Annotated in this window: 16 protein-coding genes; 8 read left to right on the forward strand and 8 right to left on the reverse strand. The window is 51.1% G+C overall.

Translation table 11 applies throughout. The features are described from left to right. Positions 1-17: 17 nt before the first annotated feature. On the reverse strand, positions 18-3,161 hold the full coding sequence (locus L6466_RS09805; protein WP_237803047.1) for a glycoside hydrolase family 98 domain-containing protein: 3,144 nt from the start codon (positions 3,159-3,161) through the stop codon (positions 18-20). 199 nt (positions 3,162-3,360) lie between these two features. Between L6466_RS09805 and L6466_RS09810 the strand changes: the two genes are divergently transcribed. The 6 genes from L6466_RS09810 (at position 3,361) to L6466_RS09835 (ending at position 10,479) form a co-directional block, all read left to right on the forward strand. After that, a complete protein-coding gene (locus tag L6466_RS09810) occupies positions 3,361-4,125 on the forward strand; it encodes a ParA family protein (RefSeq protein ID WP_091816089.1) in 765 nt (254 codons plus the stop codon). Between the two features lie 3 nt (positions 4,126-4,128). Next, positions 4,129-5,043, forward strand: coding sequence for a ParB/RepB/Spo0J family partition protein (locus L6466_RS09815; RefSeq protein WP_237803045.1), 915 nt, complete (start codon positions 4,129-4,131; stop codon positions 5,041-5,043). A 13-nt stretch (positions 5,044-5,056) separates the two neighbouring features. Then, on the forward strand, positions 5,057-5,809 hold the full coding sequence (locus tag L6466_RS09820; protein ID WP_237795653.1) for a DUF5683 domain-containing protein: 753 nt from the start codon (positions 5,057-5,059) through the stop codon (positions 5,807-5,809). A gap of 84 nt (positions 5,810-5,893) precedes the next feature. Next, positions 5,894-7,159: a lytic transglycosylase domain-containing protein gene (locus tag L6466_RS09825; protein WP_237803543.1), complete on the forward strand. Its 1,266-nt coding sequence runs from the start codon at positions 5,894-5,896 to the stop codon at positions 7,157-7,159. A 54-nt stretch (positions 7,160-7,213) separates the two neighbouring features. Further along, positions 7,214-9,502, forward strand: a complete 2,289-nt coding sequence (locus L6466_RS09830) for a RelA/SpoT family protein (protein WP_237796643.1) — start codon at positions 7,214-7,216, stop codon at positions 9,500-9,502. A gap of 8 nt (positions 9,503-9,510) precedes the next feature. Beyond that, the gene (locus L6466_RS09835) at positions 9,511-10,479 is read left to right on the forward strand and encodes a pectinesterase family protein (RefSeq protein WP_431356520.1); all 969 of its coding nucleotides are present in this window, start codon (positions 9,511-9,513) and stop codon (positions 10,477-10,479) included. A 12-nt stretch (positions 10,480-10,491) separates the two neighbouring features. On the opposite strand, the gene L6466_RS09840 is transcribed toward L6466_RS09835, so the two are convergent. Next, positions 10,492-10,842 (reverse strand): MerR family transcriptional regulator, encoded by a 351-nt coding sequence (locus L6466_RS09840; protein WP_091816100.1) that lies wholly within the window; start codon positions 10,840-10,842, stop codon positions 10,492-10,494. A 109-nt stretch (positions 10,843-10,951) separates the two neighbouring features. On the opposite strand from L6466_RS09840, the gene alaS reads away from it, so the two are divergent. Beyond that, the gene (alaS, locus tag L6466_RS09845; protein WP_091816402.1) at positions 10,952-13,615 is read left to right on the forward strand and encodes an alanine--tRNA ligase; all 2,664 of its coding nucleotides are present in this window, start codon (positions 10,952-10,954) and stop codon (positions 13,613-13,615) included. 108 nt (positions 13,616-13,723) lie between these two features. On the opposite strand, the gene nadB is transcribed toward alaS, so the two are convergent. Next, positions 13,724-15,310: an L-aspartate oxidase gene (gene nadB, locus L6466_RS09850; RefSeq protein ID WP_091851610.1), complete on the reverse strand. Its 1,587-nt coding sequence runs from the start codon at positions 15,308-15,310 to the stop codon at positions 13,724-13,726. Between the two features lie 118 nt (positions 15,311-15,428). On the opposite strand from nadB, the gene dacB reads away from it, so the two are divergent. Next, positions 15,429-16,649 (forward strand): D-alanyl-D-alanine carboxypeptidase/D-alanyl-D-alanine endopeptidase, encoded by a 1,221-nt coding sequence (dacB, locus tag L6466_RS09855; RefSeq protein ID WP_237803041.1) that lies wholly within the window; start codon positions 15,429-15,431, stop codon positions 16,647-16,649. Positions 16,650-16,724: 75 nt separating this feature from the next. Here the strand turns inward: dacB and L6466_RS09860 are convergent, their stop codons facing one another. The 5 genes from L6466_RS09860 to ftsH all read right to left on the reverse strand — a co-directional run bounded on the left by L6466_RS09860 (position 16,725) and on the right by ftsH (position 24,523). Then, the gene (locus L6466_RS09860) at positions 16,725-17,330 is read right to left on the reverse strand and encodes an outer membrane beta-barrel protein (RefSeq protein ID WP_237803039.1); all 606 of its coding nucleotides are present in this window, start codon (positions 17,328-17,330) and stop codon (positions 16,725-16,727) included. Between the two features lie 85 nt (positions 17,331-17,415). Then, positions 17,416-18,255 (reverse strand): phosphatidate cytidylyltransferase, encoded by an 840-nt coding sequence (locus L6466_RS09865; RefSeq protein WP_237803037.1) that lies wholly within the window; start codon positions 18,253-18,255, stop codon positions 17,416-17,418. A 69-nt stretch (positions 18,256-18,324) separates the two neighbouring features. Further along, positions 18,325-21,858, reverse strand: coding sequence for a DUF4419 domain-containing protein (locus L6466_RS09870; protein ID WP_237803035.1), 3,534 nt, complete (start codon positions 21,856-21,858; stop codon positions 18,325-18,327). A gap of 1 nt (position 21,859) precedes the next feature. Further along, positions 21,860-22,351: an RNA polymerase sigma factor gene (locus L6466_RS09875; protein ID WP_237803033.1), complete on the reverse strand. Its 492-nt coding sequence runs from the start codon at positions 22,349-22,351 to the stop codon at positions 21,860-21,862. 102 nt (positions 22,352-22,453) lie between these two features. Further along, positions 22,454-24,523, reverse strand: a complete 2,070-nt coding sequence (ftsH, locus tag L6466_RS09880) for an ATP-dependent zinc metalloprotease FtsH (RefSeq protein WP_237803031.1) — start codon at positions 24,521-24,523, stop codon at positions 22,454-22,456. Positions 24,524-24,531: the final 8 nt, after the last annotated feature.

Genomic DNA, 24,531 nt, shown 5'->3' on the forward strand with positions numbered 1-24,531 from the left:
TGTATCTGAGCGGATGCTTATCTGATCAGCACCTTCATGGTCTGTCCGTTGGGTTTCACCACGATATTCAGTCCGCGCTGCAGCGACTCACGACGTACGCCCGAAGGACTGTAGATACCCTCTGGCATACGACTGACAGGACGGGTGGTGATGCCGGTGAGGATGGACAAGTCGCGCAGACGGCACTCGGCCAGGAGGAACTCCTGCATGCCACTGCCCACTTCCTTGAACTGAATCACGTAGTCGCCCTTGGTGGTGATGTCGAACGACAGCGTGTTGCGCGTGGCCGACGAGATATCGCCTGCGGCATTACCATTCAGGTTGGGCGTAGCGGTATAGTTGGACGAAGAAGCAACGACACCGCCTGTGCTCTTCAGGATACGTGCCAAATAGGTGGGTGTGCCCTTCCATGCGGCCGTAGCGAAAGAGAGCACGTAAGAGCCAGGTTCGAGCGAGAGCTTATAGTTGGCTAGGCGACCATACTCCGCACTGGTGGTACGCCAGTAGAGTGCCTTGCCCTGATAGCCCTGCAGGCCACTGAAGGTACGGGGGCCACTGCCATTCGAGGTGGGATAGTTGCGCACATTGTCACCATCGGTGGTACGCCAGCCAACAGGCAGTTCACCGGCCTGCACATCCGTGAAGTCGAGGTCATAGACGGCGCACATATCGTAGAACTGAGGCTGAATGGTCACGTTCTCATCGGGCATGATGAACGATACCTCCTTGGCACCCACTTCCACAGGAATGGTCTTGCCCTGGGTGAAATAGACGGAGTTGACCACTCGGAGCGACTTGATGCCATAGCCTTCGTCAGCGCTGATGGTGAGGTGGACCTCCTGACCTGCCTGGGCTGAATCGACATCTGCAACCACAGTTCCAAAGTCGGCCTGTCGCACAGCAACATCAAATTTCTCCTTTGGCATCTCTGCAGGCATATACGTAATCTGGTCGATGGTCATCTTGATAGCGCCTGAGTTTTGGAGCACGAAATTATTGGTACCTTCTTTCAGCGTGACAGGGATAACAGCCTCACGCCAGTCGTTTTTATCAACTTTCTCAAAAGCTACAGTCTGAGCAGTACCATTAACGGTGGCTTTCATATTACCCGCCTTACTGCTGTTACAATAGCGCACCAGGATATTATAGGCACCACCTTCGGTCAGCGTCAACTGATGACGCAGGGCGGCGGCTGTACTGGCTTGTGTCTCTACGTAGCCCATACCGGCAAAGTCCTTATAGTCCTGTGCCCACCAGCCGGAGTGTGTCAGACTGACGTTCACGCTCTTGTAGTCCATATTCTCGGCCTCAATGATAACTGGACCATGATAGGCTGCTGGCTGCTGGGGCTGGCCTAAGGGTGTATCGGGGAGATAGTCGGTAAGACGGTTGGTACCCTCGCCGGCACAGGCAATAGTGATGGTGGCAGGACCCATGTGTTTCACACCCACACGATAGGTCTTCGTGTCGGCATCATAGTTCTCGCTAACCAAAGAGGCACTATAGGTGGTGGTACCCGTCTTGTGTTTCTCCACCGTTGTGACAGGCTGGGCGGTGGCACCAACGATATAGATGGTATCGGTACGTACCGTCAGGGTATCACTGCGGTAGTTGTTCAGATAGAGTTCGATACGGTCGGCATACTCACGAATCACACCGCTGGAGAGATTGTAATAGTCGAGTTTCAATGAGTCGCAGGTATTATACTGCAGAGAAATGGCACCCGTGGCGTGCTTATTCTTATTTAAATAGGTATAAGGAGCATAGGTCACCAACTGATTGCGATAGCGGTTCACGAAGAGGTCGCCCTTTGACACCTCTGGATAGAGTTCGTTGAACTCCTTAACCTTCTTTGACTGGGTGCCCCAACGCGAACTGAACCCACTCTTCTTTACTTGCACAGGGATACTTTTGGCAATATCGTCATAGAGGCCTGGCACCATGGGGATAGCGCCATAACGGCCCGAGGACTTCAGATACCAACCGTTGTTCTCCCAACGTCCGTCGCCTTTGTTGCCCGGGTCTTTCACCTCATACAGGCCGGCATAGAGGGCATCGGGCACCTTGAAATCATTGTCGGCATCATGAATCAGCACGGCCTTGGTCTTGGCTACAACCTCCTGGCGGGTGGGGATATACATCTTGCCCTTGGTAATCTCGCGCCACATGTCTAACCAGATGCCTTTGAAATTGGAGAACAAGCCCCAGTTGCGACGGGTGTAGCCGTCAACGGTAGAATTGTTCAGGTTCTGGAAGTCTTCGGTCCAGATCAGCTCAGGACCATCCCACACGGCACCACCATTGACGCAGGTCTGTTCCATCACGGTACCGATACCTGCACTGCCGGGGTATTTCTTGCCGTGCTTCTCGCCCAGCACCTTAGTCAGCATGTCGTTGTAGCCGCAGTTGTCATAGCGCACACCATAGTTCTTGGTCAGACCGGCGATAAACGGACCGAAGCACACACTCTCGTTGTTATAGAAACTGCTGCAATGGGTGTACTTGTAGAGAAACAGGATGGACTCGGGATATTTCTGACAGGCAGCCAAGAACTTGGGCTCGGTCTTCAACTCTGCCAGAGGGTCAGTATCGAAATGATAGATACCGCCACACCAGCTCACCGTGAGAAAGCCGCCATACTTATGAGACATCTCAACAAGGTTGGCAAAGAGATTCCAACGACTGGACTTGGTCATGGAACTCAGGTCGCCTGCATCGCCAAAGGCCCAGAACTGCTCGGCATAGTTCCATCCAAGGAAGTTGGGGAAGGTCTTGAAGAAATACTCGAAAGTCTGCAGGTCGTTATCCTGAATATGGGTGTGACCACCAGAGGCAGGCTGACAAGAGAACCACATATTGTTCTGCTGACAGACAGTGGCCCACGACTTATAGGTTCGCACTGCATTACGAGGCATACGATACATGCCGGTCTTCGTGTCAAACTGACAAGAGAGCGACAGGTTCAGACAAACATAAGGTTTGATATCTGCTGGTATCAAATCAATAATTTTTTGTGGGTCAGCACTGTTCCACACATCAACGTGGACCAACCATAACGGATGCTGATTGTCAATAGGACGACGCTGTTGGGCCTGGATGCCATGAAAGGCACAGACGCTCAGCATCATCACTAAAAGAAATGAGTAAATTTTTCTAATCATAATTCTTAGGTTTTTAAATCTATGCTGCAAAAGTACAAATAATTCCTCTAATAATTATACGAAAATGTTTCATTCGTTTTGGAAATTGTACAGACTACACTCCATTTTCTAAAATTTTCAAAATAAATGAGTGAAACAACAACTGTTTCACGGAAATTATGTATCTTTGCAGTTCAAATCCATAGGAGAAAAATTAAAAATGGGAAAGATTATTGCACTTGCTAACCAAAAAGGAGGCGTGGGAAAGACCACGACAACCATTAATCTGGCAGCATCGCTGGCTACGCTGGAGAAAAGCGTACTGGTGGTTGATGCCGACCCTCAGGCTAACGCATCCAGCGGACTGGGAGTAGACCTGAAAGAGGTGGACTGCTCGCTCTACGAATGTATCATTAACCATACAGATGTACGCGAGGCTATCTATACAACCGACATCGAGGGACTGGACATCATCCCCAGCCATATTGACCTGGTAGGTGCTGAGATAGAAATGCTGAACCTGGACAACCGCGAGCGTGTCATCAAGAATATGCTCGACCCCATCCGCAATGAATACGACTATATCCTGATTGACTGTTCACCATCACTGGGCCTCATCACGGTGAATGCCCTGACAGCAGCCGACTCAGTCATCATCCCCGTGCAGTGTGAGTACTTCGCACTGGAGGGTATCTCAAAACTGCTGAACACCATCAAGATCATCAAGTCGAAACTGAACACGAAGCTCGAGATTGAAGGCTTCCTCCTGACGATGTACGACTCACGTCTCCGTCTGGCCAACCAGATTTACGACGAGGTGAAGCGCCACTTCCAGGAACTGGTGTTCAAGACCGTGATTCAGCGTAACGTGAAACTGTCTGAGAGTCCCTCACACGGTCTGCCCGTCATCCTCTATGACGCAGACTCTACAGGTAGCAAGAACCATTTGGCATTGGCAAAGGAAATTATCAGCAAAAACAAATAAATCATGGCTGTTAGAAAGAAATTTGACAAGAGCGTACTGGGCAGAGGTCTGGACGATATCAGCACTGGTCGCGGACTGGATGCCCTCATAGATACAAGTGACGTTAAGACACAGGGCTCATCAAACCTGAACGAGATTCCCATCGACCAGATTGAGCCCAACCCCGACCAGCCTCGTCGTGAGTTTGACGAGACGGCTATGCAGGAACTGGCAGCAAGTATCCAGACAATGGGTATTATTGCACCTATCACCCTGCGTCAGGTCAGCGAGAACCACTACCAGATCATCGCCGGTGAACGTCGTTGGCGCGCATCGCAGATTGCCGGTCTCACGGCTATCCCTGCCTATATCCGCACGGCCAACGATGAGAGCGTGATGGAGCTGGCACTGGTGGAGAATATCCAGCGTGAGGACCTGAACGCCATCGAAATAGCACTGGCCTACGAGCACCTGGCAGAGACCAGTGGCATGACGCAGGAGAAAATCTCTGAGCGCGTGGGCAAGAGCCGTACGGCGGTGACCAACTATATGCGTCTGCTGAAGTTGCCCGCACAGATTCAGATGGCCCTGAAGAACCGTGAGATTGACATGGGACATGCGCGTGCACTGCTGGCACTGGACTCTCCCTCGCTTCAGCTGAAACTCTTCAAGGAGGTACAGAAGAACCAGTACTCTGTGCGCAAGGTTGAGGAGATGGTACAGGCACTGAAGAATGGCGAGGACGTGCAGACCGTACGCAAGCGCATCACGACAAGGGTGCCCCTGTCAAGCAGTCTGAACGAGAGCAAGAACCGCCTGACAAGCATGCTCAACACAAAGGTACAGCTGACCTGTTCACCCAAGGGTAACGGAAAGATCAGCATCACCTTTGCCAATGAGGAGGACCTGAACCGTATCATGAGTCTGCTGGAGAGATAAGGAAGTGGTTGATATGAATATAAAAAAGGTATACAGAAGGAACGAACGGGTAACAAAGCTTTTACTTTTTTACCTATTTGCCTTTTTACCTTTTACGGCATCGGCCCAGAACGCCCTACCCGACTCCATCGTGATGGCGATGGACTCCATGTACGAGGCACTGCCTCTCGACACGGCCTTCATCGAGGACTCGCTGGAATACCAGAAGCTGACCTTCGTGAAGGACGAGGCAGAGATGAAGGTGGCGCGCGACTGGAACACATGGCGACCCGACCCGCAGAGGGCTCTCTGGCTGGCACTGGTCATACCTGGCGGTGGTCAGATATACAACAGGAAATACTGGAAACTGCCCATCGTATATGGCGGATTCGTAGGCTGTATCTATGCCATGATGTGGAACAACATGATGTACAAGGACTACTCACAGGCCTATCTGGACATCATGGACGACGACCCGGGAACGGCCAGCTATAATAAGTTCCTGCACCTGGGCAAACAGATTACGCCTGCCAACGAAGAGCGCTACAAGCAGATCTTCAAGAGCAGGAAGGATAAATACCGCCGATGGCGCGACCTGAGCTTCTTCTGCATGCTGGGTGTCTATGCGGTATCCGTGATTGACGCCTACGTGGATGCAGAACTGTCGTCGTTCGACATCTCCAAGGACCTGAGTCTGAAGGTACGTCCTACGGTGATCAGCAACAAGTCGTCTGTCAACCCGCTCTATGCCACATCGCTGGGTGTCAACTGTAGTATTAATTTTTAAACACGATAACATTAACGAATGATGATAAAGACATATATTACAAAGCTATTGGACAAAACAGTAAGATGGTCACTGCCACTATGTATGGCTGTGCTGCCCCTGAACGGCAGTGCACAGATTGTGGTCGACGATGATGATGACGACGACGAGATTGAGGTTGTCGACGAGATGGGCAACAAGGAGGAGATTGACTTCCCTGAGGCCATGACCTACGATATGGATAGTCTGATGAGCCAATATATGTCGAAGACTTACCTGGCAACGGACAACGACTGTCAGATGAAGAACGAGAATGTCACCTACGACAAGCAGGTGTATATCGACCGTCTGCACCGCATGCCCACCATCATGGAGATGCCATACAACGAGGTGGTGCAGTCGTGCATCGACAGATATACCTCACGCATGAGACAGTCGGTGAGCTACTTCCTGGGTGCGTCAAATTTCTACATGCCTATCTTCGAGGAAGCACTCGACCTGTACCAGTTGCCCTTGGAACTGAAATACCTGCCTGTCATTGAGTCGGCCCTGAACCCCACAGCCGTATCACGTGTTGGTGCTACCGGCCTGTGGCAGTTTATGCTGACCACGGGTAAGGCCTACGGACTGAACGTGAACACACTGGTGGACGAGCGCCGTGACCCCGTGAAGGCATCATACGCTGCTGCCCGCTATCTGCGCGACCTGTATAATATCTTCGGCGACTGGAACCTGGTGATTGCCGCCTACAACTGTGGTCCTGAGAATATCAACAAGGCTATCCGTCGCTCTGGCGGTGAGAAGGACTACTGGAAGATCTACCCCTATCTGCCCAAGGAGACGAGAGGCTATGTGCCTGCTTTCATTGCGGCCAACTACGTGATGAACTACTACTGCGAGCATAATATCTGTCCGATGAAGAGTCAGTTGCCCGTCAAGACAGACACCGTCATGGTAGACCGCAACGTGAACTTCAGTCAGATAGCCAGTGTCTGCGGACTTGACATCTCCATGATCAGAGCGCTGAACCCTGCCTACAGACGTGACATCGTGCCTGGTGCAACGACACCATCGCCCATCCGTCTGCCTATCAGCGATATCTCGACATTCATTGACAGACAGGACTCCATCTATGCGGCAGAGTCAAGCACAGACAAGCGTCTGGAAGTGGCAGTAGAAGAGGTGACGGTGAAAACCAGCACGACCAAAGACAGAAAGAGCAGCAGAAACGCACAATGGCATAAGGTACGCTCTGGCGATACCCTGAGTGCCATCGCAAAAAGAAATAGAACGACAGTCAGCAAGATAAAGAAATTAAACGGACTGCGCAATAGCAACCTACGTCCCGGACAGCGTCTGAGAGTACGTTAAGAAGAAGAAAGAAGAAGACGATAGTTAGTAGTTAAAATTACAAGGAGGATGTCTATGACTGATGATGAGCAGAAATTAAAGGAACAGGAAGCAGCCGATGAAAAACTGATTAATGATGCGTACGAGAAACTCATCAATGACTACCTGAACTCGCGCCATCGCAAGAAGGTGGACTTGATTGGAAAAGCATTCAATTTCGCACGTCAGGCTCACAAGGGCGTGAGACGACTGTCGGGCGAGCCCTATATCATGCACCCCATCGCCGTGGCACAGATTGTGTGCTCGGAGATAGGACTGGGTTCTACCAGTATCTGTGCAGCCCTGCTCCACGATGTTGTGGAGGATACCGACTTCACCGTTGAGGATATCGAGAACATGTTCGGTCCGAAGATTGCACAGATCGTCGACGGACTGACAAAGATTAGCGGCGGTATCTTTGGCGAACAGGCCTCGGCTCAGGCAGAGAACTTCAAGAAGCTGCTGCTCACCATGAGCGAGGATATCCGTGTGATCCTGATTAAGATAGCCGACCGTCTGCACAACATGCGCACGCTGGACTCCCAGCCTGCCAACAAGCAATACAAGATTGCGGGCGAGACGCTCTACCTGTATGCCCCTCTGGCCCACCGTCTGGGACTCTATAAGATCAAGTCGGAACTGGAGAACCTGAGTTTCAAGTTCGAGCACCCGGAGGAATATGCCATTATCGAACGTAAGCTGGAAGAGACCCGCGTCCTGCGTCATCAGTCGTTCGACGAGTTTACCCAGCCTATCGAGGCTGCCCTCCAGAAGATGGGCTTCCAGTATGAGATCAAGGAACGTGTGAAGACGCCCTACTCCATCTGGAGTAAGATGCAGAAGAAGCATGTGTCCTTTGACGAGATCTATGACATCCTGGCCGTACGTATCATCTTCACTCCCAAGAACCGTGAGGAGGAAGTGGATGAGTGCTGGAAGATATACGTGGCCCTGACGAAGATATACAAATATCACCCCGACCGTATTCGCGACTGGTTGAACAATCCCAAGGCCAATGGCTATCAGGCCCTGCACGTGACGCTGATGTCGAAACAGGGTCTCTGGATTGAGGTGCAGATCCGTTCTGACCGTATGAACGAGATAGCGGAACAGGGACTTGCTGCCCACTGGAAATACAAGGAGGGGGCTGAGGAAGATGGTATCACAGAGGATGAGACTGAGCTGAACGAGTGGCTCCGTACCATCAAGGAGATCCTGGACGACCCACAGCCCGACGCGATGGACTTTCTGGATGCCATCAAACTGAATCTCTTCTCCAGCGAGATATTTGTCTTCACGCCCAAGGGTGAGATCAAGACGATGCCGGCAGACAGTACCGTGCTCGACTTCGCCTTCTCTATCCACACCTTCCTGGGATCACACTGCATCGGTGCGAAGGTCAACCACAAGCTGGTGCCCCTGAGTCACAGACTGGCCAGCGGCGACCAGGTGGAGATTCTCACATCCAAGTCGCACCACGTACAACCCTCATGGGTGAACTTCGTGACCACGGCCAAGGCCAAGGCCAAGATTGAGGCCATGCTGCGCCGTGCCAATCGTGAGATACAGAAGAAGGGTGAGGAGAAACTGGAGAACTGGCTGGCGAAGTACAATATCGAACAGTCGCCTGCTGTCCTGGACCGCCTGTGCAAGATGTTCGACGTAACGCGTCGCGAAGCCCTCTATCAGGGCATCGGCGAGAACACCTTCCTGATTGGCGAGAAAGATATCGACGAGATAAAGGGTAAGAAGAAGAAACACAGTAACAACAACGGTGGCGGCTGGCGCAAATTCGTGCCTTTCGTCAAAGCCAAGAAAGAGGAGGAGAAGAAGGAAGAGGAGCCCGAACTGTTTATCGTGCCCGAGAAGTTCAATCGTAAGAAGCCTATCTACATCAACGAGAAGAATATCCGTCAATATATCTTCCCCGACTGCTGTCACCCCATCCCCGGTGACGACACGCTGGGTTATATAGACAATCGTAACCGCATAGAACTCCATAAACGTACCTGTCCGATTGCCAACAAGTTGAAAGCCAGCTTCGGCAACCGTATCCTGGACGTAAAATGGGATATGCACAAAACCATGTTCTTTGATGCCACCATCCGCCTGGGAGGTATCGACCGCCGCGGACTGGTCAACGAGGTGACGACGATTATCTCCAACCAGATGAGCGTGGACATCCGCAAGCTGACCTTCACCACGGAGGATGGTATCTTCGACGGTGTCATCGACCTGCGTGTTCACGACCGTGATGATGTGGCAGAGATTATCGACCGTCTGAAAGAGGTGGACGACCTGAAAGAGATTTCACAAATCATGTAATACATATGATGAACAGACTACTACAAACTATCATCTTTTCACTGCTGGCAGGCATCACGTATGCCGCCTCACCCTACGACAATCCCGATACGATTGTCGTGGCACGCGACGGCACTGGCCAGTTCCGTAACATTGCAGATGCCATCGAGGTGTGCCGCGCCTTCATGGACTATCACAAAGTTATCTACATCAAGAAAGGTACCTACAAGGAGAAAGTGATTATCCCACAGTGGGTGCAGAACATAGAACTCTGTGGCGAGAGTCGTGAGGAGACCATCATCACCTACGACGACCATGCCAACATCCTCTATCCGCCTACAGGCCTGGGGATGGGTACCTTCCGCACCTATACCGTCAGGGTGGATGCCAACCACATCACTTTCAAGAACCTGACGATAGAGAATAATGCCGCCCGTCTGGGACAGGCTGTGGCCCTGCATACACAAGGCGACTGCCTGAAATTCATCAACTGCCGTTTCCTGGGTCATCAGGACACCATCTATACGGGTATGGAGGGAACGCGCCTGTTCTTTGACCACTGCTATATCGAGGGCACCACCGACTTCATCTTTGGTCCGTCGACAGCATGGTTTGAGCAGTGCACCATTCATTGCAAGGCCAACAGTTACATCACGGCAGCATCAACGCCCAAGCATATCCCCTTCGGCTATATCTTCAACCAGTGCACCGTCACGACTGCAAACGATGTGCAGAAGGTCTATCTGGGTCGTCCATGGCGTGATTACGGCTACACCCTCTTCATGCATTGCAACCTGCCCAGGCAGATCCGTCCTGAGGGATGGCACCACTGGCAGAAAGAGCGCGAACAGACAGCCCGCTATCTGGAGTTCGAGAACACAGGTGAGGGCGCTGCAACAGACAAGCGCGTAGCCTGGAGCCGACAACTCACCAAGAAAGAAGCAAAAGCTATCACACTGGAGAAAGTGTTTCAGAGAAACGAAGAATGGCACCCATAAGGATGCCATTTTTTATTGCAACCCGTCAAGTTGCTTTTTCAGCGCCTGCAGGTCGTCACGCACGCTCATCAGGCGTGTCAGCACCTCGGCCTTCTTGTTGGCACCATCACGATTGGAGTTGATGATTTTCTTGGCAGCAGCCAACTTGAATCCACGCACCTTCACCAGGTTGTGGATCAGCTTAATCTGCTCAATATCCTTCTCGGTATACTGACGAACCTTACTGGGGCCAGCCGTCTTTGGTTTGAGATACGGAAATTCCGTCTCCCAAAAGCGCAAAGTGCTCTCGTTAAGGTCAAACATCTCAGCTACTTCCTTGATGGAATAGTAGAGTTTCAAGTTCTTATTCAGATTCAGTGCCATAAAAACATCATCATTTGGTTGCAAAGATACGAAATTATTCTAATTCCTCATCGATTTTTCGCAATTATTTTGTAATTTTGCACACAAAATTGAAAATAACCAAAGATTGATAATGACTGCAAAAGAAATTCGCGACTCGTTCAAACAGTTTTTCGAGTCAAAACAGCACGCCATCGTGCCCTCTGCACCGATGGTTATCAAGGACGACCCCACGCTGATGTTCACCAACGCGGGTATGAACCAGTGGAAAGATATTATCCTGGGAACACGTGACCCAGAGCCACGTCGCCGTGCCGATACACAGAAGTGTCTGCGCGTTTCAGGTAAGCATAATGACTTGGAGGAAGTAGGTCACGACACCTACCACCACACCATGTTCGAGATGCTGGGTAACTGGAGTTTTGGCGACTACTTCAAGGAGGGTGCCATTGATATGGCATGGGAATACCTTGTCGACGTACTGAAGCTGAACCCCGAGGACCTGTACGTAACCGTATTCGAGGGTTCACCCGAAGAGAACATCCCTCGCGATGACGAGGCAGCCAAATACTGGTCTAAGCACGTGCCTGCCGACCACATCATCAATGGTAACAAGCACGACAACTTCTGGGAGATGGGCGATACAGGTCCCTGTGGTCCCTGCTCAGAGATTCATGTTGACTCACGTACACCCGAGCAGCGCAAGGCCAGTGGCAAGAGCGGCCGTGAACTGGTAAACCAGGACGATCCTCAGGTTATCGAGATTTGGAACATCGTGTTCATGCAGTTCAACCGCAAGGCTGACGGCTCACTGGAGCCCCTGTCAATGAACGTGATTGATACTGGTATGGGCTTTGAGCGCCTGGTCCGCATGATGCAGGGCAAGCACTCCAACTACGATACCGACGTGTTCCAGCCTATCATCAAGGCCGAGCAGCAGATCACAGGTCTGAAATATACCACCTTCGAGGAGGAGACCGAGAACCCCATCAGTAAGGAGCAGGACGATATCAACGTGGCTATGCGTGTTTGCGCTGACCACCTGCGTGCCGTTGCCTTCTCTATAGCCGATGGTCAGTTGCCCTCAAACGCCAAGGCTGGCTACGTGATCCGTCGTATCCTGCGTCGTGCCGTACGCTATGCCTACACCTTCCTGGGTCAGAAGGAAGCCTTCCTTTACAAGCTCCTGCCTACCCTCGTTGAGGAGATGGGCGACGCCTTCCCAGAGCTGAAGGCTCAGCAGACCCTCATTGCCAAGGTGATGAAGGAAGAGGAAGACTCATTCCTCCGCACACTGGAGAAGGGTATCGGCATGCTCAACGACGCCATGGAGCAGCTCAAGGCCGAAGGTAAGAAGGAGCTCGACGGCGTACAGGCTTTCCGTCTGTTCGACACCTACGGATTCCCCTTGGACCTGACCGAGCTGATTTGCCGTGAGAACGGCTTCACCGTCAACGAGGAGCAGTTCAACACCGAGATGCAGAAACAGAAAGACCGTGCCCGCAATGCCGCTGCCGTAGAGAACTCAGACTGGGTAGAGCTGCAGCCAGGCGAACAACAGTTCGTGGGCTACGACTATACAGAATACGAGTGCCGCATCCTGCGCTATCGCAAGGTGACCCAGAAGAAGAACGAGTTCTACGAGCTGGTACTCGATAATACGCCTTTCTATGGCGAGATGGGTGGTCAGGTAGGCGACCAGGGTGTTCTGGTTTCTGAGAACGAGACCATCGAGATTATCGATACCAAGCGCGAGAACGGCCAGAGCGTACATATCGTGAAGCAGTTGCCAAAGGATACCGCAGCCCAGTTTATGGCTTGCGTTGATACCGACAAGCGCGATGCTTCTGCTGCCAACCATACCGCTACCCACCTGCTCGACTATGCTTTGAAGCAGGTATTGGGCGACCACGTGGAGCAGAAAGGTTCATTCGTGAGCCCCGACACCCTGCGTTTCGACTTCTCACACTTCGAGAAAGTTACTGACGAGCAGTTGCGCGAGGTAGAGCGTATGGTCAACGACATGATTCGTCAGGACATCCACATCGACGAGCATCGTGACATGCCCTTCGACGAAGCCAAGAAACTCGGCGCTATCGCCCTCTTCGGCGAGAAGTACGGCGACAAAGTACGCGTGGTTCGCTTCGGTCCCTCATGCGAGTTCTGTGGTGGTGTTCACGCCAGCAGTACCGGCCGTATCGGCTTCTTTAAGATTATCTCTGAGAGCAGCGTTGCTGCCGGTATCCGTCGTATTGAGGCTAAGACAGGTAAGGAGTGTGAAGAGCTCCTGTATCAGACCGAGGATATGCTGCGTGCCGTGAAGGCTTTCTTCAATAATGCCAAGGATTTGCAGGGCGTTATCAAGAAATATATCGACGAGCATGACGCTATGAAGAAGGAAATCGAAGCCTTCCAGGCACAGGCTGTAGAGCGTACTGCCAAGCAGTTGGTAGAGAAAGCCCGCGAGGTCAACGGTGTGAAGGTGATCACCGCTGTGCTGCCCATGGCTCCTGCAGCAGCCAAGGATTTGGCCTTCAAGATTCGTGCAGCCGTGGATAGTTCTCTACTCTGCGTACTAGGCACACATGCAGACAACAAGCCTCAGATCTCTATCATGATGAGCGACGACATGGTGGCCGATCATAAGTTGAATGCTGGTCAGATGGTTCGCGAAGCAGCCAAGCTCATCCAAGGCGGCGGTGGTGGTCAGCCCCACTTTGCACAGGCTGGCGGTAAGAGTGTTGATGGCCTCAGCGCTGCTGTTGACAAGGTGATTGAATTAGCAAAACTATAAAAGGTATAGTGAAGAGTGAAAAGTGAAAAATTTGCTACCGCATATTGGGGATTTACCTCAAACATAAAGCGGTAGCAAATTTTTCACTTTTCTCTTTTCCTTTTACCCTTACTTATCGTATGCGTGAGCCGGATAGTCAATGGTGTAATGCAGTCCCCTACTCTCCTTACGTTCCAGGGCAAAGCGAGTAATCAGATAGCCCACATTAATCATATTGCGCAGTTCGCAGATATCCCTTGTGGCCTTCACGCGCTTAAAGAGGTTCTCCGTCTCCTCATAGAGCGTATCCAGGCGCACCCAGGCACGATGCAGACGCAGGTCGGAACGAACGATGCCCACATAGTTGGACATGATCTCGCCCACCTCCTTCACACTCTGGGTAATCAGCACCTTCTCCTCATTCGTCAGCGTACCCTCATCATTCCATTCAGGCACCTTCTCGTTGAAGTCGTACAGGTCCACATGCTCCAGTGAGTGCTTGGCAGCAGCATCCGCATAGACCACGGCCTCAATCAGTGAGTTGGAAGCCAAGCGGTTACCACCATGCAAACCAGTGCATGAGCATTCGCCGATAGCATACAGGCGCTCAATACTTGAACAACCGTTCAGGTCGACCTTGATACCACCGCACATATAGTGGGCAGCAGGACGCACGGGGATATAGTCCGTGGTGATGTCGATACCCATAGACAAGCATTTCTGGTAGATATTCGGGAAGTGACGACGAGTCTCGGCAGGATCCTTATGCGTGACATCCAGACACACATGGTCCAATCCGTGAATCTTCATCTCCTTATCGATGGCACGTGCCACGATATCACGTGGAGCCAGCGACAGACGCTCGTCATATTTCTCCATGAAGCTCTCGCCGTTAGGCAGGCGCAGGATGCCGCCATAGCCACGCATGGCCTCCGTAATCAGGAAGGCAGGATGTGTCTCGCCTGGAGAATAGAGGGCTGTGGGGTGAAACTGCACAAACTCCATGTCGGCCACCGTACCCTTGGCACGATAGACCATAGCCTCACCATCACCCGTTGCAATGATGGGGTTTGTGGTGGTCTGATACACAGCCCCACATCCACCAGTACACATCAGCGTGACCTTCGACAGATACGTGTCCACCTTCTCCGTCTCAGGGTTCAGCACATAAGCACCATAACAGTTGATATAGGGTGTGCGACGTGTCACCTTGGCACCCAGATGATGCTGAGTGATAATCTCCACTGCGAAGTGGTTCTCTCTCACCACGATATCAGGATTGCTTCTCACGGCAGCCATCAGTCCGCGCTGAATCTCAGCACCAGTATCATCAGCATGGTGCAGGATGCGAAACTCAGAGTGTCCGCCCTCACGATGCAGGTCAAACGTACCGTCTTCCTTGCGGTCGAAGTTGACGCCCCACTCCACCAGTTCCTTAATCTGTTCAGGAGCGTTTCTCACCACCTGCTCTACTGCAGCGCGATCACTGATATAGTCGCCTGCTATCATCGTGTCTTCGATATGCTTGTCGAAATCATCAACAGCCAGATTGGTAACCGAAGCCACGCCACCCTGTGCAAATGAAGTGTTGGCCTCATCGAGCGAGGTCTTACAGATAATGCACACCTTACCTTTCTTGGCGCGGGCCACCTTCAGGGCATAACTCATGCCAGCCACGCCAGCGCCTATAATCAGGAAATCATATTTGTAAACCATACAAATCAAATTAATGGTGCAAAGGTACAAAATAATTCATAATTCATAATTCTTTTTTCTAAAAAAGCGATAAAGGGGAGCCCATAATTCACAATAATTTTATATCTTTGCATCAATTATGAAGAAAAGAACTATTTTAGGCTTATTCTGGTTACTGTCAGTTTCGCTCTATGCCCAAACGGAACAGATAGTCAGCGAACCAGCCGCCACATCCGACACTACCGAACTACAACTGCCCTGGCCTCAGCAGATGCAGAGCCAGCTGGACTCCATGATGCGCGACCCATTGCTGGACTATACCCAACTGGGGCTGATGGTATGGGACCTCACAGACGACTGTCAGCTGTTTGGCATGAACCAGCGACAGCTCCTGCGTCCTGCCTCTACCATGAAACTGGTCACGGCCATCACAGCTCTCGACTATCTGGGCACCAATTATCACTATACCACATCTTTATATTATAAAGGAGACATAACCGACCACACCCTTCAGGGTAACCTCTATTGCGTAGGTGGCCTCGACCCCTCGTTCTCCTATGGCGACCTTGACGCCTTTGCTCAGAGCGTCAAGCAGCAGGGTATAGACACCATCTGTGGCAGTATCATCGCCGACAACACGCTGAAAGACACCCTGAAATGGGGCGAAGGCTGGTGCTGGGACGACGACAACCCCACCCTGTCGCCACTTCTCGTAGATCGTAAGGACAACTTCCTCCTGCAGTTTATCAACGCCCTGTCACGCTATGATATCGTGCTGCAGGATATCACCATCAGGGAAGGTAAGGTTGACGAGGACGCCACCCTGCTGAGTCAGCACAAAACCTCTATAGACCAGATACTGCTGCGCATGATGAAAGATAGTGACAACCTCTATGCCGAGTCGATGTACTATCAGATAGCCGCCCACAGCAACCATCCAGGAAAGGCACTCTACGCCCAGCGTCAGGAGAAAGCCCTGATGGAACGTGCAGGACTGAACAGCAGTCGCTATAAACTGGCAGATGGCAGTGGACTGTCACTCTACAACTACATCTCTGCCGAGTGTCTCCTGCGACTTCTGCGCTATGCCTATCAACACAAGCCCATCTATCAACACCTGTTGCCCTCACTGCCTGTTGCCGGCGAGGACGGCACCCTCAAGAAGCGTATGCTCGATACCCATGCCGAAGGTAACGTGCAGGCTAAGACCGGCACCCTCACGGGCATCATCTCCCTGGCAGGCTATTGCACCGCCTCCAACGGCCATCGTCTCTGCTTTGCCATAATTAATCAGGGCGCACTCAGTGGCAAGGCTGCCCGCAATTTCCAAGATAAGATTTGCGATATCCTCTGCGAATAAACCACAAGACAAAAGAGCATAAGAAAAGCCTGCCCAATGATTGAGCAGGCTTTCACTATTTTTATATGAGTGTTCTTAGAAGTTCACACCAAAGTTGATATACCATGCGCCATTGTGTGCAGCATCGTTGTCATCATCCAGAATGTTGGTCACACCAAACTTCAGACCTGTCTCCAGATACAGCTTGTTGTACTCAGCACCGCAACCGAATTTGATACCTACATCAGGACGGTTGAAGCCACCATCGCTTGAGAATGAACCAGTGCTACCGGGCTTAATCTTACCAGCAATACCCAGTCCGAAGGTAGGACCCAGATAAGGCAGCAGGGCGATCTCGTCAGTTACCTGCACGCCGTACTTAATCAGCAGAGGAATTTCCAGATAGTTCAGGTTTATCTCATCCTTACCATCCTTGGCACCCTGCATAGCAAAATAAAGACCAGACTCCAGGAATACAGGTGTAGCGTCGCTAACACGCAGACCCAGCACACCACCGATGTTCATGCCGGCCTTTGCACCGTAGCCATCAACATCACCGCTGATCCAACCTACGTTCAAACCAACGCGTGCACCATAATATACAGTACTCTCACTCAAAGAAAAACCACCGCTGCTGTACTGAGCGAACGAAGGTGCTGCAAACAGCACGGCTACAATAGCCACTAAAAATTTCTTCATCATTTCTTTTACTATTTAGGTTAATGTTTAAAACTAAGTGCAAAATAACAAGTTTTTTCTGAATTATGCAAGTTTTCTAAAGACTTTTTTACATCAGTGAGATAGTAAACAGATAAACCACTGCCGCAGGGATAGCCAGAAGTGAAGAATCGAAGCGGTCCAGCATGCCTCCATGACCAGGCAGGATATTGCCGCTGTCCTTGATACCCAGCGTGCGTTTCAGCAGACTCTCCACCAAGTCGCCCCAGGTGCCAAACACCACGACAGTAAGGCCCAGTCCAGCCCATTGCCACATATCCAAGTCGCTGTGCTGTTGAGTCTGTCCAAGCAGCCACCAAATCAGTATTGCCACGCCTACCACCAGCAAGCCACCACCGATGCTGCCTTCCCAACTCTTGCCTGGCGAAACCCTTGGGAAGAGCTTATGACGTCCCAGCAGCGACCCACAGAGGTAAGCGCCCGTATCGTTCATCCAGAGGAATATGAACACACTCAGGGGCAACACAAACGAATAGCTGCCTGCCTGGGGGAATGCCAGCACATTAAGCATAGAGAATGGCAGGGCGATATACATCTGTGGCAACATCGTGTAAGCCCAGTTGTTGATAGGATCCTTTGCCTTCAGGTATAGCTCTGCTATCAGCAGATAGACGATGGTTATCAGATAAGGTATAAACACAGTGTCCGTATTCACGTATCCGCTGCAGTGGCCTGCCATCGCCAGAAACAGATACACGCCTGCCACCGTCGAGATAAACTGGTTCACCTGCACATAGGGACGCTCGTTCACCAGTCCGCAGAACTCCCAGATAGTCAGGCCAGTGACCAGCGCAAACAGGAAGACCATTGCCATCGGATTCAGGAAACTGACCACGATAGCGGCGACGAAAAATACGCCTGTGATGGTTCTAACAATAAAGTTTTTCATATTATTCACGTTTTCTTGGTGCAAAAATACAACATTTTTTTGAAAGTTGCACAATTACACCAAGAAAATTCACTCACACGCACGCACCAGCCAACCTATTTGCGGCGTCAGCATATTGTTTTTCTCGTCGTCCAAGGCACCGATAAAGCCAGACATCAGTTCCATGGGTGTCTCACTGAGCGTGGCTCCTGTGATGGGGTCGATGACACGATACTTAAACTCTACGCGCACAAACTCTGCAGGCATACTCTTGGTATAGGGCACCCTGTCGAGCGTGTATCCGTCTTCCGTGGGGAAGAATTTCAGAATCCAACCATCGAGTTCTGTGGGCTTGTCTGCCGAACAAGGACGGGCGCTTGCAAACTCATCCACCCGCTGTTTCTTCACCATCTCCTGCCAGAACCTCTGATTGGGGTTACCCTCGGCCGTCTTGATAAACTCGTTGAGGATAGGCTCCAAGGTTTGCGTCCACCCGCTGAGCCCATACTGTCCCAGTTTCTGCGTCTTGCTGAGCACCGCGCGCCAGTCGTCGGGCGTGCCCTGCAGGGTGACGCTGGGGATGCCGCAACCTATTCGGCCAGCCAGGTAGTTGAAGTACGACTTCATGCTCTCCATCAGCGTTATCTGTGAGGCGATGCGCTCCACGGGCGTCGTCGTTGAGAAGTCGGCCGCGATGGTCTTTGCCACCTCCCCCTTCGTATGAAGCTCTATCTGCTTCGAAAAATCGTTCAGCAGCTTGCTCCAGTCGGCCTTGCCCGACAACAGGTCATCCTTGGTCATAACCATCAGGTCCTGCTTACCCTCGTGATAGACCAGTTGCGAGCGCAGTTCCTCGCTGTGAGCATTCACATAGCGGGCAAAGCCCTGACTAATCAGTAGCCACATCATATCGGGCGACAGTGTGACGCTCTTGTGCTCGGCATAGGCCTTCACCATGCACTGGTAGAAAGCATCTTTCACTACGATTCGCAGGTTCTGGGCATCAGCAAAGCTCAGCGCCACCACATGCTGGTCTTCTACCTTGACGCCATCCTGACCGAGCAGATACTGAGCAGCCAACCTACCATCATAGTGGGCCACCACTTTTTTCTCCAAAGCCTTCAGGTTCTCGTCCACCTTAAACGTGATGCTCTTCGGCTGATTCTTCTTTGCACGCTTTTGCTTGATGATCGGCGCAATCTGCGAGGCTGGCACAACATACGCTGTATTATCTTCCACCTCGTCAATCTTAATCATTATGCCCTCGAAGTCTTCCATATTTATCTTTCCAGTCACCTCCCTATGGGGTATGGGCAGTCCATTCTTGCGATTGCGCGCCATGACCTTGACATCGCGAAGTGTGATAGAAGACTTCAGATGAATCGTTATCGCAGAATCTAGAATCTGAATATTCTCTTGCGTCACATAGCCTAAACATTCAGCATACAGTTTATCCTTATCACGAGGCAACCAAAAAGAGAAACGTCCTTTTGAGTCTGTTGGGGCGCCAGCGCCTTCACCATACACTCCAACCCACACATCACTTATTGGCTTTTCTTTTTCATCTAACACGACACCCGACACATGACGCAGATACTTTTGTCTTTCAGGATGCTGACCAACGTAGGTATCACTAAGTGTATCTACTACAGTTTGAAACTCCCAAAGCTGGCATGCCTTATCGTAACCCGAATACCATTTTGCGCCATAAGGACTCCATTGACGAATTTGGCTCACCAACAATCCACACTGGTGATAGTATTGTTTAGGTCGGTGACGGATTTGTTTACACAAAGAGTCATGCAACTGATGTTTGTTGACCACAATGATTAAAGAATCAGATTTAAATTGAATTGGCCTCATCGCTTCATTCATGTCTGTCAGACACTTCCTTAACGTTGACTCTGCCAACAAGGAATCTCTACGAACAGCATCATTAGAGCAAACACTCTCCACCAACTTTTTGTTAAACGTTACAAAAGGATTTATGCCATTTGGTGCACTCACACGTAACTCGCCATAAGATATTTCACAAGTTCTATTATCCAGGAGGAAAGCCTTTTTCTTATCCCCACTTTTAATGGCATCCTTCCAAAATGAGTTCAAGTCATGCATCTGTTTATCCGTAATAGGCATCGAATAGGTCTTCACCTTTACTTTCCTCATACTCTTCGGATGCTTACGACGTACAATCTTTAATTTTCCATTCGCATCTTTTTCCGTTTTATACAAAGCTTTACGAGCTGTCCACCATATATTCGTATCAGCCTGACAGTAAATGAGAGCATGAGCGATAGAGTCATAACACAATGACCACTCCTTCGACCGTGAGGGCTCACATCCCAAGCCAAATGTCGCATGTTTAGGCATCAAAAGGCGTGCCCTGACCTTATTATATAATTCATATTGTCTATGCTTTTCTTTCCATGATTCAGATGCACTATCTATAGGTATCTGCAATCGTTCTGCAAGTTTCCGACCCTCCTCATAGTTCAACATTAACAAGTAGTTGCCAATAGAGTCAGAACCAATAATCTTCACATCACTCACTCCTTTCTCTGAGCGTTGACTAGTTGGATGAAGTACTATTTCTGACGAATTGGGAACGATTTTCAGACCTGCTATGCGGCCCTGTAATTGTTCCTTTGTTAGTCCTTCAAGTCCCTCGAACTTACTCATATCTATCTTACCATGATCACGACCTACCAGAATCTTTGGATCGCTCTTTTTCTCATAGGCCTTCACCTTGGCAATGAGGCTGTCGGGAAGGGTCTTTATAGGTTTTGTGGTAATCTCAATCACGCCATTCCAGCCCTGACGACCATAGACGGCAGTGGCTGTAGCATCTTTCAGCACTCGGATAGACTCAACGGTCTGTCCTTCCAAACGGAGTATCCTCAGGAAATCTTTATCCGTGGCATGCTTTAAGACTTCATCATCAAGTCTCAAATTAAGTGCCTCACCATTCAGCACAATGAGTGGAGAATCGTCACCAGAAGAAGACATTTCCGATGTTCCACGAAGACGCACGTTATTGCCTGAGCCCAGATTTCCTGCATTCTCAACAACATCCAGTCCTGCAATGCGACCCTGCAGAGCTTCATCGATACTTGTATAGCCAAGCCCTTCATACTCGCGCATCTCTATTCGACGGGGTGTACCAGAGGGACGAACCTCCTCTTCACGGTCATCATCGATACCCGTCATTCTGTTTGAATCACTGTTCTGTTCATAGGACTTCACCTGAGCGATCAACTGAGCAGACGGCACCTTCACAATATCTTTCTTCGCAGTTTCTTCTGCTGTCGTTTCTTCTGCTGTCGTTTCCTCTGCTGTCGTTTCCTCTGCTGTCGTTTCCTCTGCTGTCGTTTCCTCGATGACACCTTCCGCTATCATGGTCTGAGCCGTAAGCAGAGGCTCCTCGGCCAACTCATCCTTCATGTTCAGCACAAACAGCAGGAGCAGCGATGCGGCAATGCCGATACCACCCAACCATATATATAATGGGCGACGACTCTTCTTGGGCGCAGCCTCCTCCTTGTTGATGACCTCGCTCTCAAACTTTGCCCATTCGTCATTGACATCGGGCATACCAATCTTCTTATCGATATCTTCTGTTTTCATGTTACTTTGCAATTTTAAGGGTTTGTCTGATTTTTGCCAAAGACCGAGTGACGTGCTTGTTCACGGCCGACGCACTGATACCCAGCACCGTAGCCGTTTCCTCGTAAGTCATCTCGTCATCATAGTGCAGTTGCAGCACCCGCCTGTCCTGCTCCGTGAGGTTTGCTTCAATCACCTGCCTCAGCTGTTGCATCAGCATCTCGCGCTCTTCCTGTTCGCTGGCCGTCTGCTGTTGTTGCAGTTCCTGCTCCATACGCTGTTGCAACTGTCGTGAGCGGAGGGTGTGAAGACACTGGTTTCGGGTGGCCGCCAGTAAATAGCCCCTGATGCTATCGTCGGCTATCTGGGGCTTGTTCTTCCAGATAAGTGTAAACACCTGATGCACAGCATCCTTTGCATCGTCGGCATTCTCCACCATCGAGAATGCCAGACGATACATGTGCGGATAGTTGTCCTTAAACAGGTGTTCAAACTCTTTTTTGCTGTAGTCCATACTTCTGTTTTTGGTCTTGTTTTATCTATAAGACCCACAAGCGGGCTAATCAAACACCCCTAAATTGCAAAAAAGTTAAGGTTTTTAGTTTAAATAGGGTTTTCAAGCCTCTTTCGAAGCTTCTGTATCTTTCGACTCTTCAGTATCCTTGGCCTCCAGTTGCTTGGCTTCCTGCTGCTGCGCCTCCAGCTGCTTGGTGCGCTCCTCAGCCATCTTCTCGGCCTCGGCTCGCATCTGAGCCTCCAGGAGCTCATCAGCACGACTGGTCCAGGGACGCTTGCCAAAGATACGCTCCACATCCTCGGCAAAGATCACCTCACGCTCCACCAGAAGCTGTGCCAACTGGGCGTGACCCTCGGCATGCTCTGTCAGTATCTGCTTGGCACGCGCATACTGTTCGTTGATCATCTTCAGCACCTCATCATCAATGAGTTTGGCCGTTGTCTCAGAATAAGGACGCTGGAACTGATACTCCGCATTATTATAATAACAGATGTTAGGCAACTGCTCACCCATACCGGCATAAGCAATCATGCCATAAGCCTGTTTGGTAGTACGCTCCAGGTCGTTCATCGCACCCGTAGAGATAGTACCCACGAAGAGTTCCTCGGCAGCACGTCCGCCCAGCAGCGAGCACATCTCGTCGAGCATAGCCTCCTTGGTCTGCAGCACGCGCTCCTCAGGCAGATACCAGGCAGCACCCAGCGCCTGTCCACGTGGCACGATGCTCACCTTCACCAAGGGGTTGGCAAACTCCGTGAACCAGGAGATCGTGGCATGACCAGCCTCATGGATAGCGATAGAACGCTTCTCGGCCTCCGTCATCACCTTCGTCTTCTTCTCCAGACCACCGATGATACGGTCCACGGCATCCAGGAAGTCCTGCTTGCCCACCTTCTGACTATCATGACGGGCAGCAATCAGCGCTGCCTCATTACATACATTCGCGATATCGGCACCCGAGAAACCAGGCGTCTGACGTGCCAGGAAGTCCACATCCACCGTCTCGTCGAGCTTCAGGGGCTGCAGATGCACCATGAACACCTCCTTACGCTCGTTGAGGTCGGGCAGGTCCACGTGAATCTGTCGGTCAAAACGACCGGCACGCAGCAGGGCCGAGTCGAGCATATCCACACGGTTGGTAGCTGCCAGGATAATCACACCGCTGTTCGTGCCGAAACCGTCCATCTCCGTCAGCAGGGCGTTCAGCGTGTTCTCGCGCTCATCATTACCACCCATGGCAGGGTTCTTCGAACGGGCACGGCCCACGGCATCAATCTCGTCGATGAAGATGATACAGGGACTCTTGGCCTTGGCCTGCTGGAACAAGTCACGCACGCGCGACGCGCCCACACCCACGAACATCTCTACAAAGTCAGAACCACTCATCGAGAAAAACGGCACACCGGCCTCGCCTGCCACGGCCTTGGCCAACAGCGTCTTACCTGTTCCCGGAGGACCTACCAGCAGGGCACCCTTGGGTATCTTACCACCCAGGTCCGTATATTTCTGCGGGTTCTTCAGAAAATCCACAATCTCCTGAATCTCCTGCTTGGCACCAGCCTGACCAGCCACATCCTTGAAGGTGATACCCAGTTCACCACCCTTCTCGTACATCTTGGCCTTGCTCTTGCCCACGTTGAAGATGCCGGCACCCATGCCGCCACCGCCGCCCATCCTGCGCATGAAGAACATCCACAGGAATACCAGGAAGAAGATAGGCAGCAGACTGGTGATGATAAAGCTCAGGATGCCATTGCTGGCCTCGTGCTCATAGTCAAACTTACCCGTGAAGTAGCCACGTGCGCGGGCAGAGTCCACAAACTCCTCCACCTTGGCATTGCTGCCATACTCCACGCTCAGGTAAGGCTCCGTGCCTGTTGTCGCCGTAGTCTTATGAAACACAGCCTGAATACTGTCGGGCTTCACATACATCTTCAGCGTCTCCGTACTCTTGTTGGCCACGATACGGTTGGCGTAGCCATGCTTCACGAAGTTCTTGAACTCGCTATACGAAGCCTGACCCTGCGTATTGCCCTGCTCCTGTAGGCCACCGGTTCCGTTTGAAAAATAGAAGAATGCCAGGGCAGCAATCACGAGCAGATACACCCAGTTCATATTAAACCTGGGCATCTTCGGCTGATTATTGTTCGGGTTTTGATTCTGATCCATACAATATA

It is taken from the genome of Prevotella communis (genome assembly GCF_022024175.1).
GTDB classification, from domain to species: domain Bacteria; phylum Bacteroidota; class Bacteroidia; order Bacteroidales; family Bacteroidaceae; genus Prevotella; species Prevotella communis.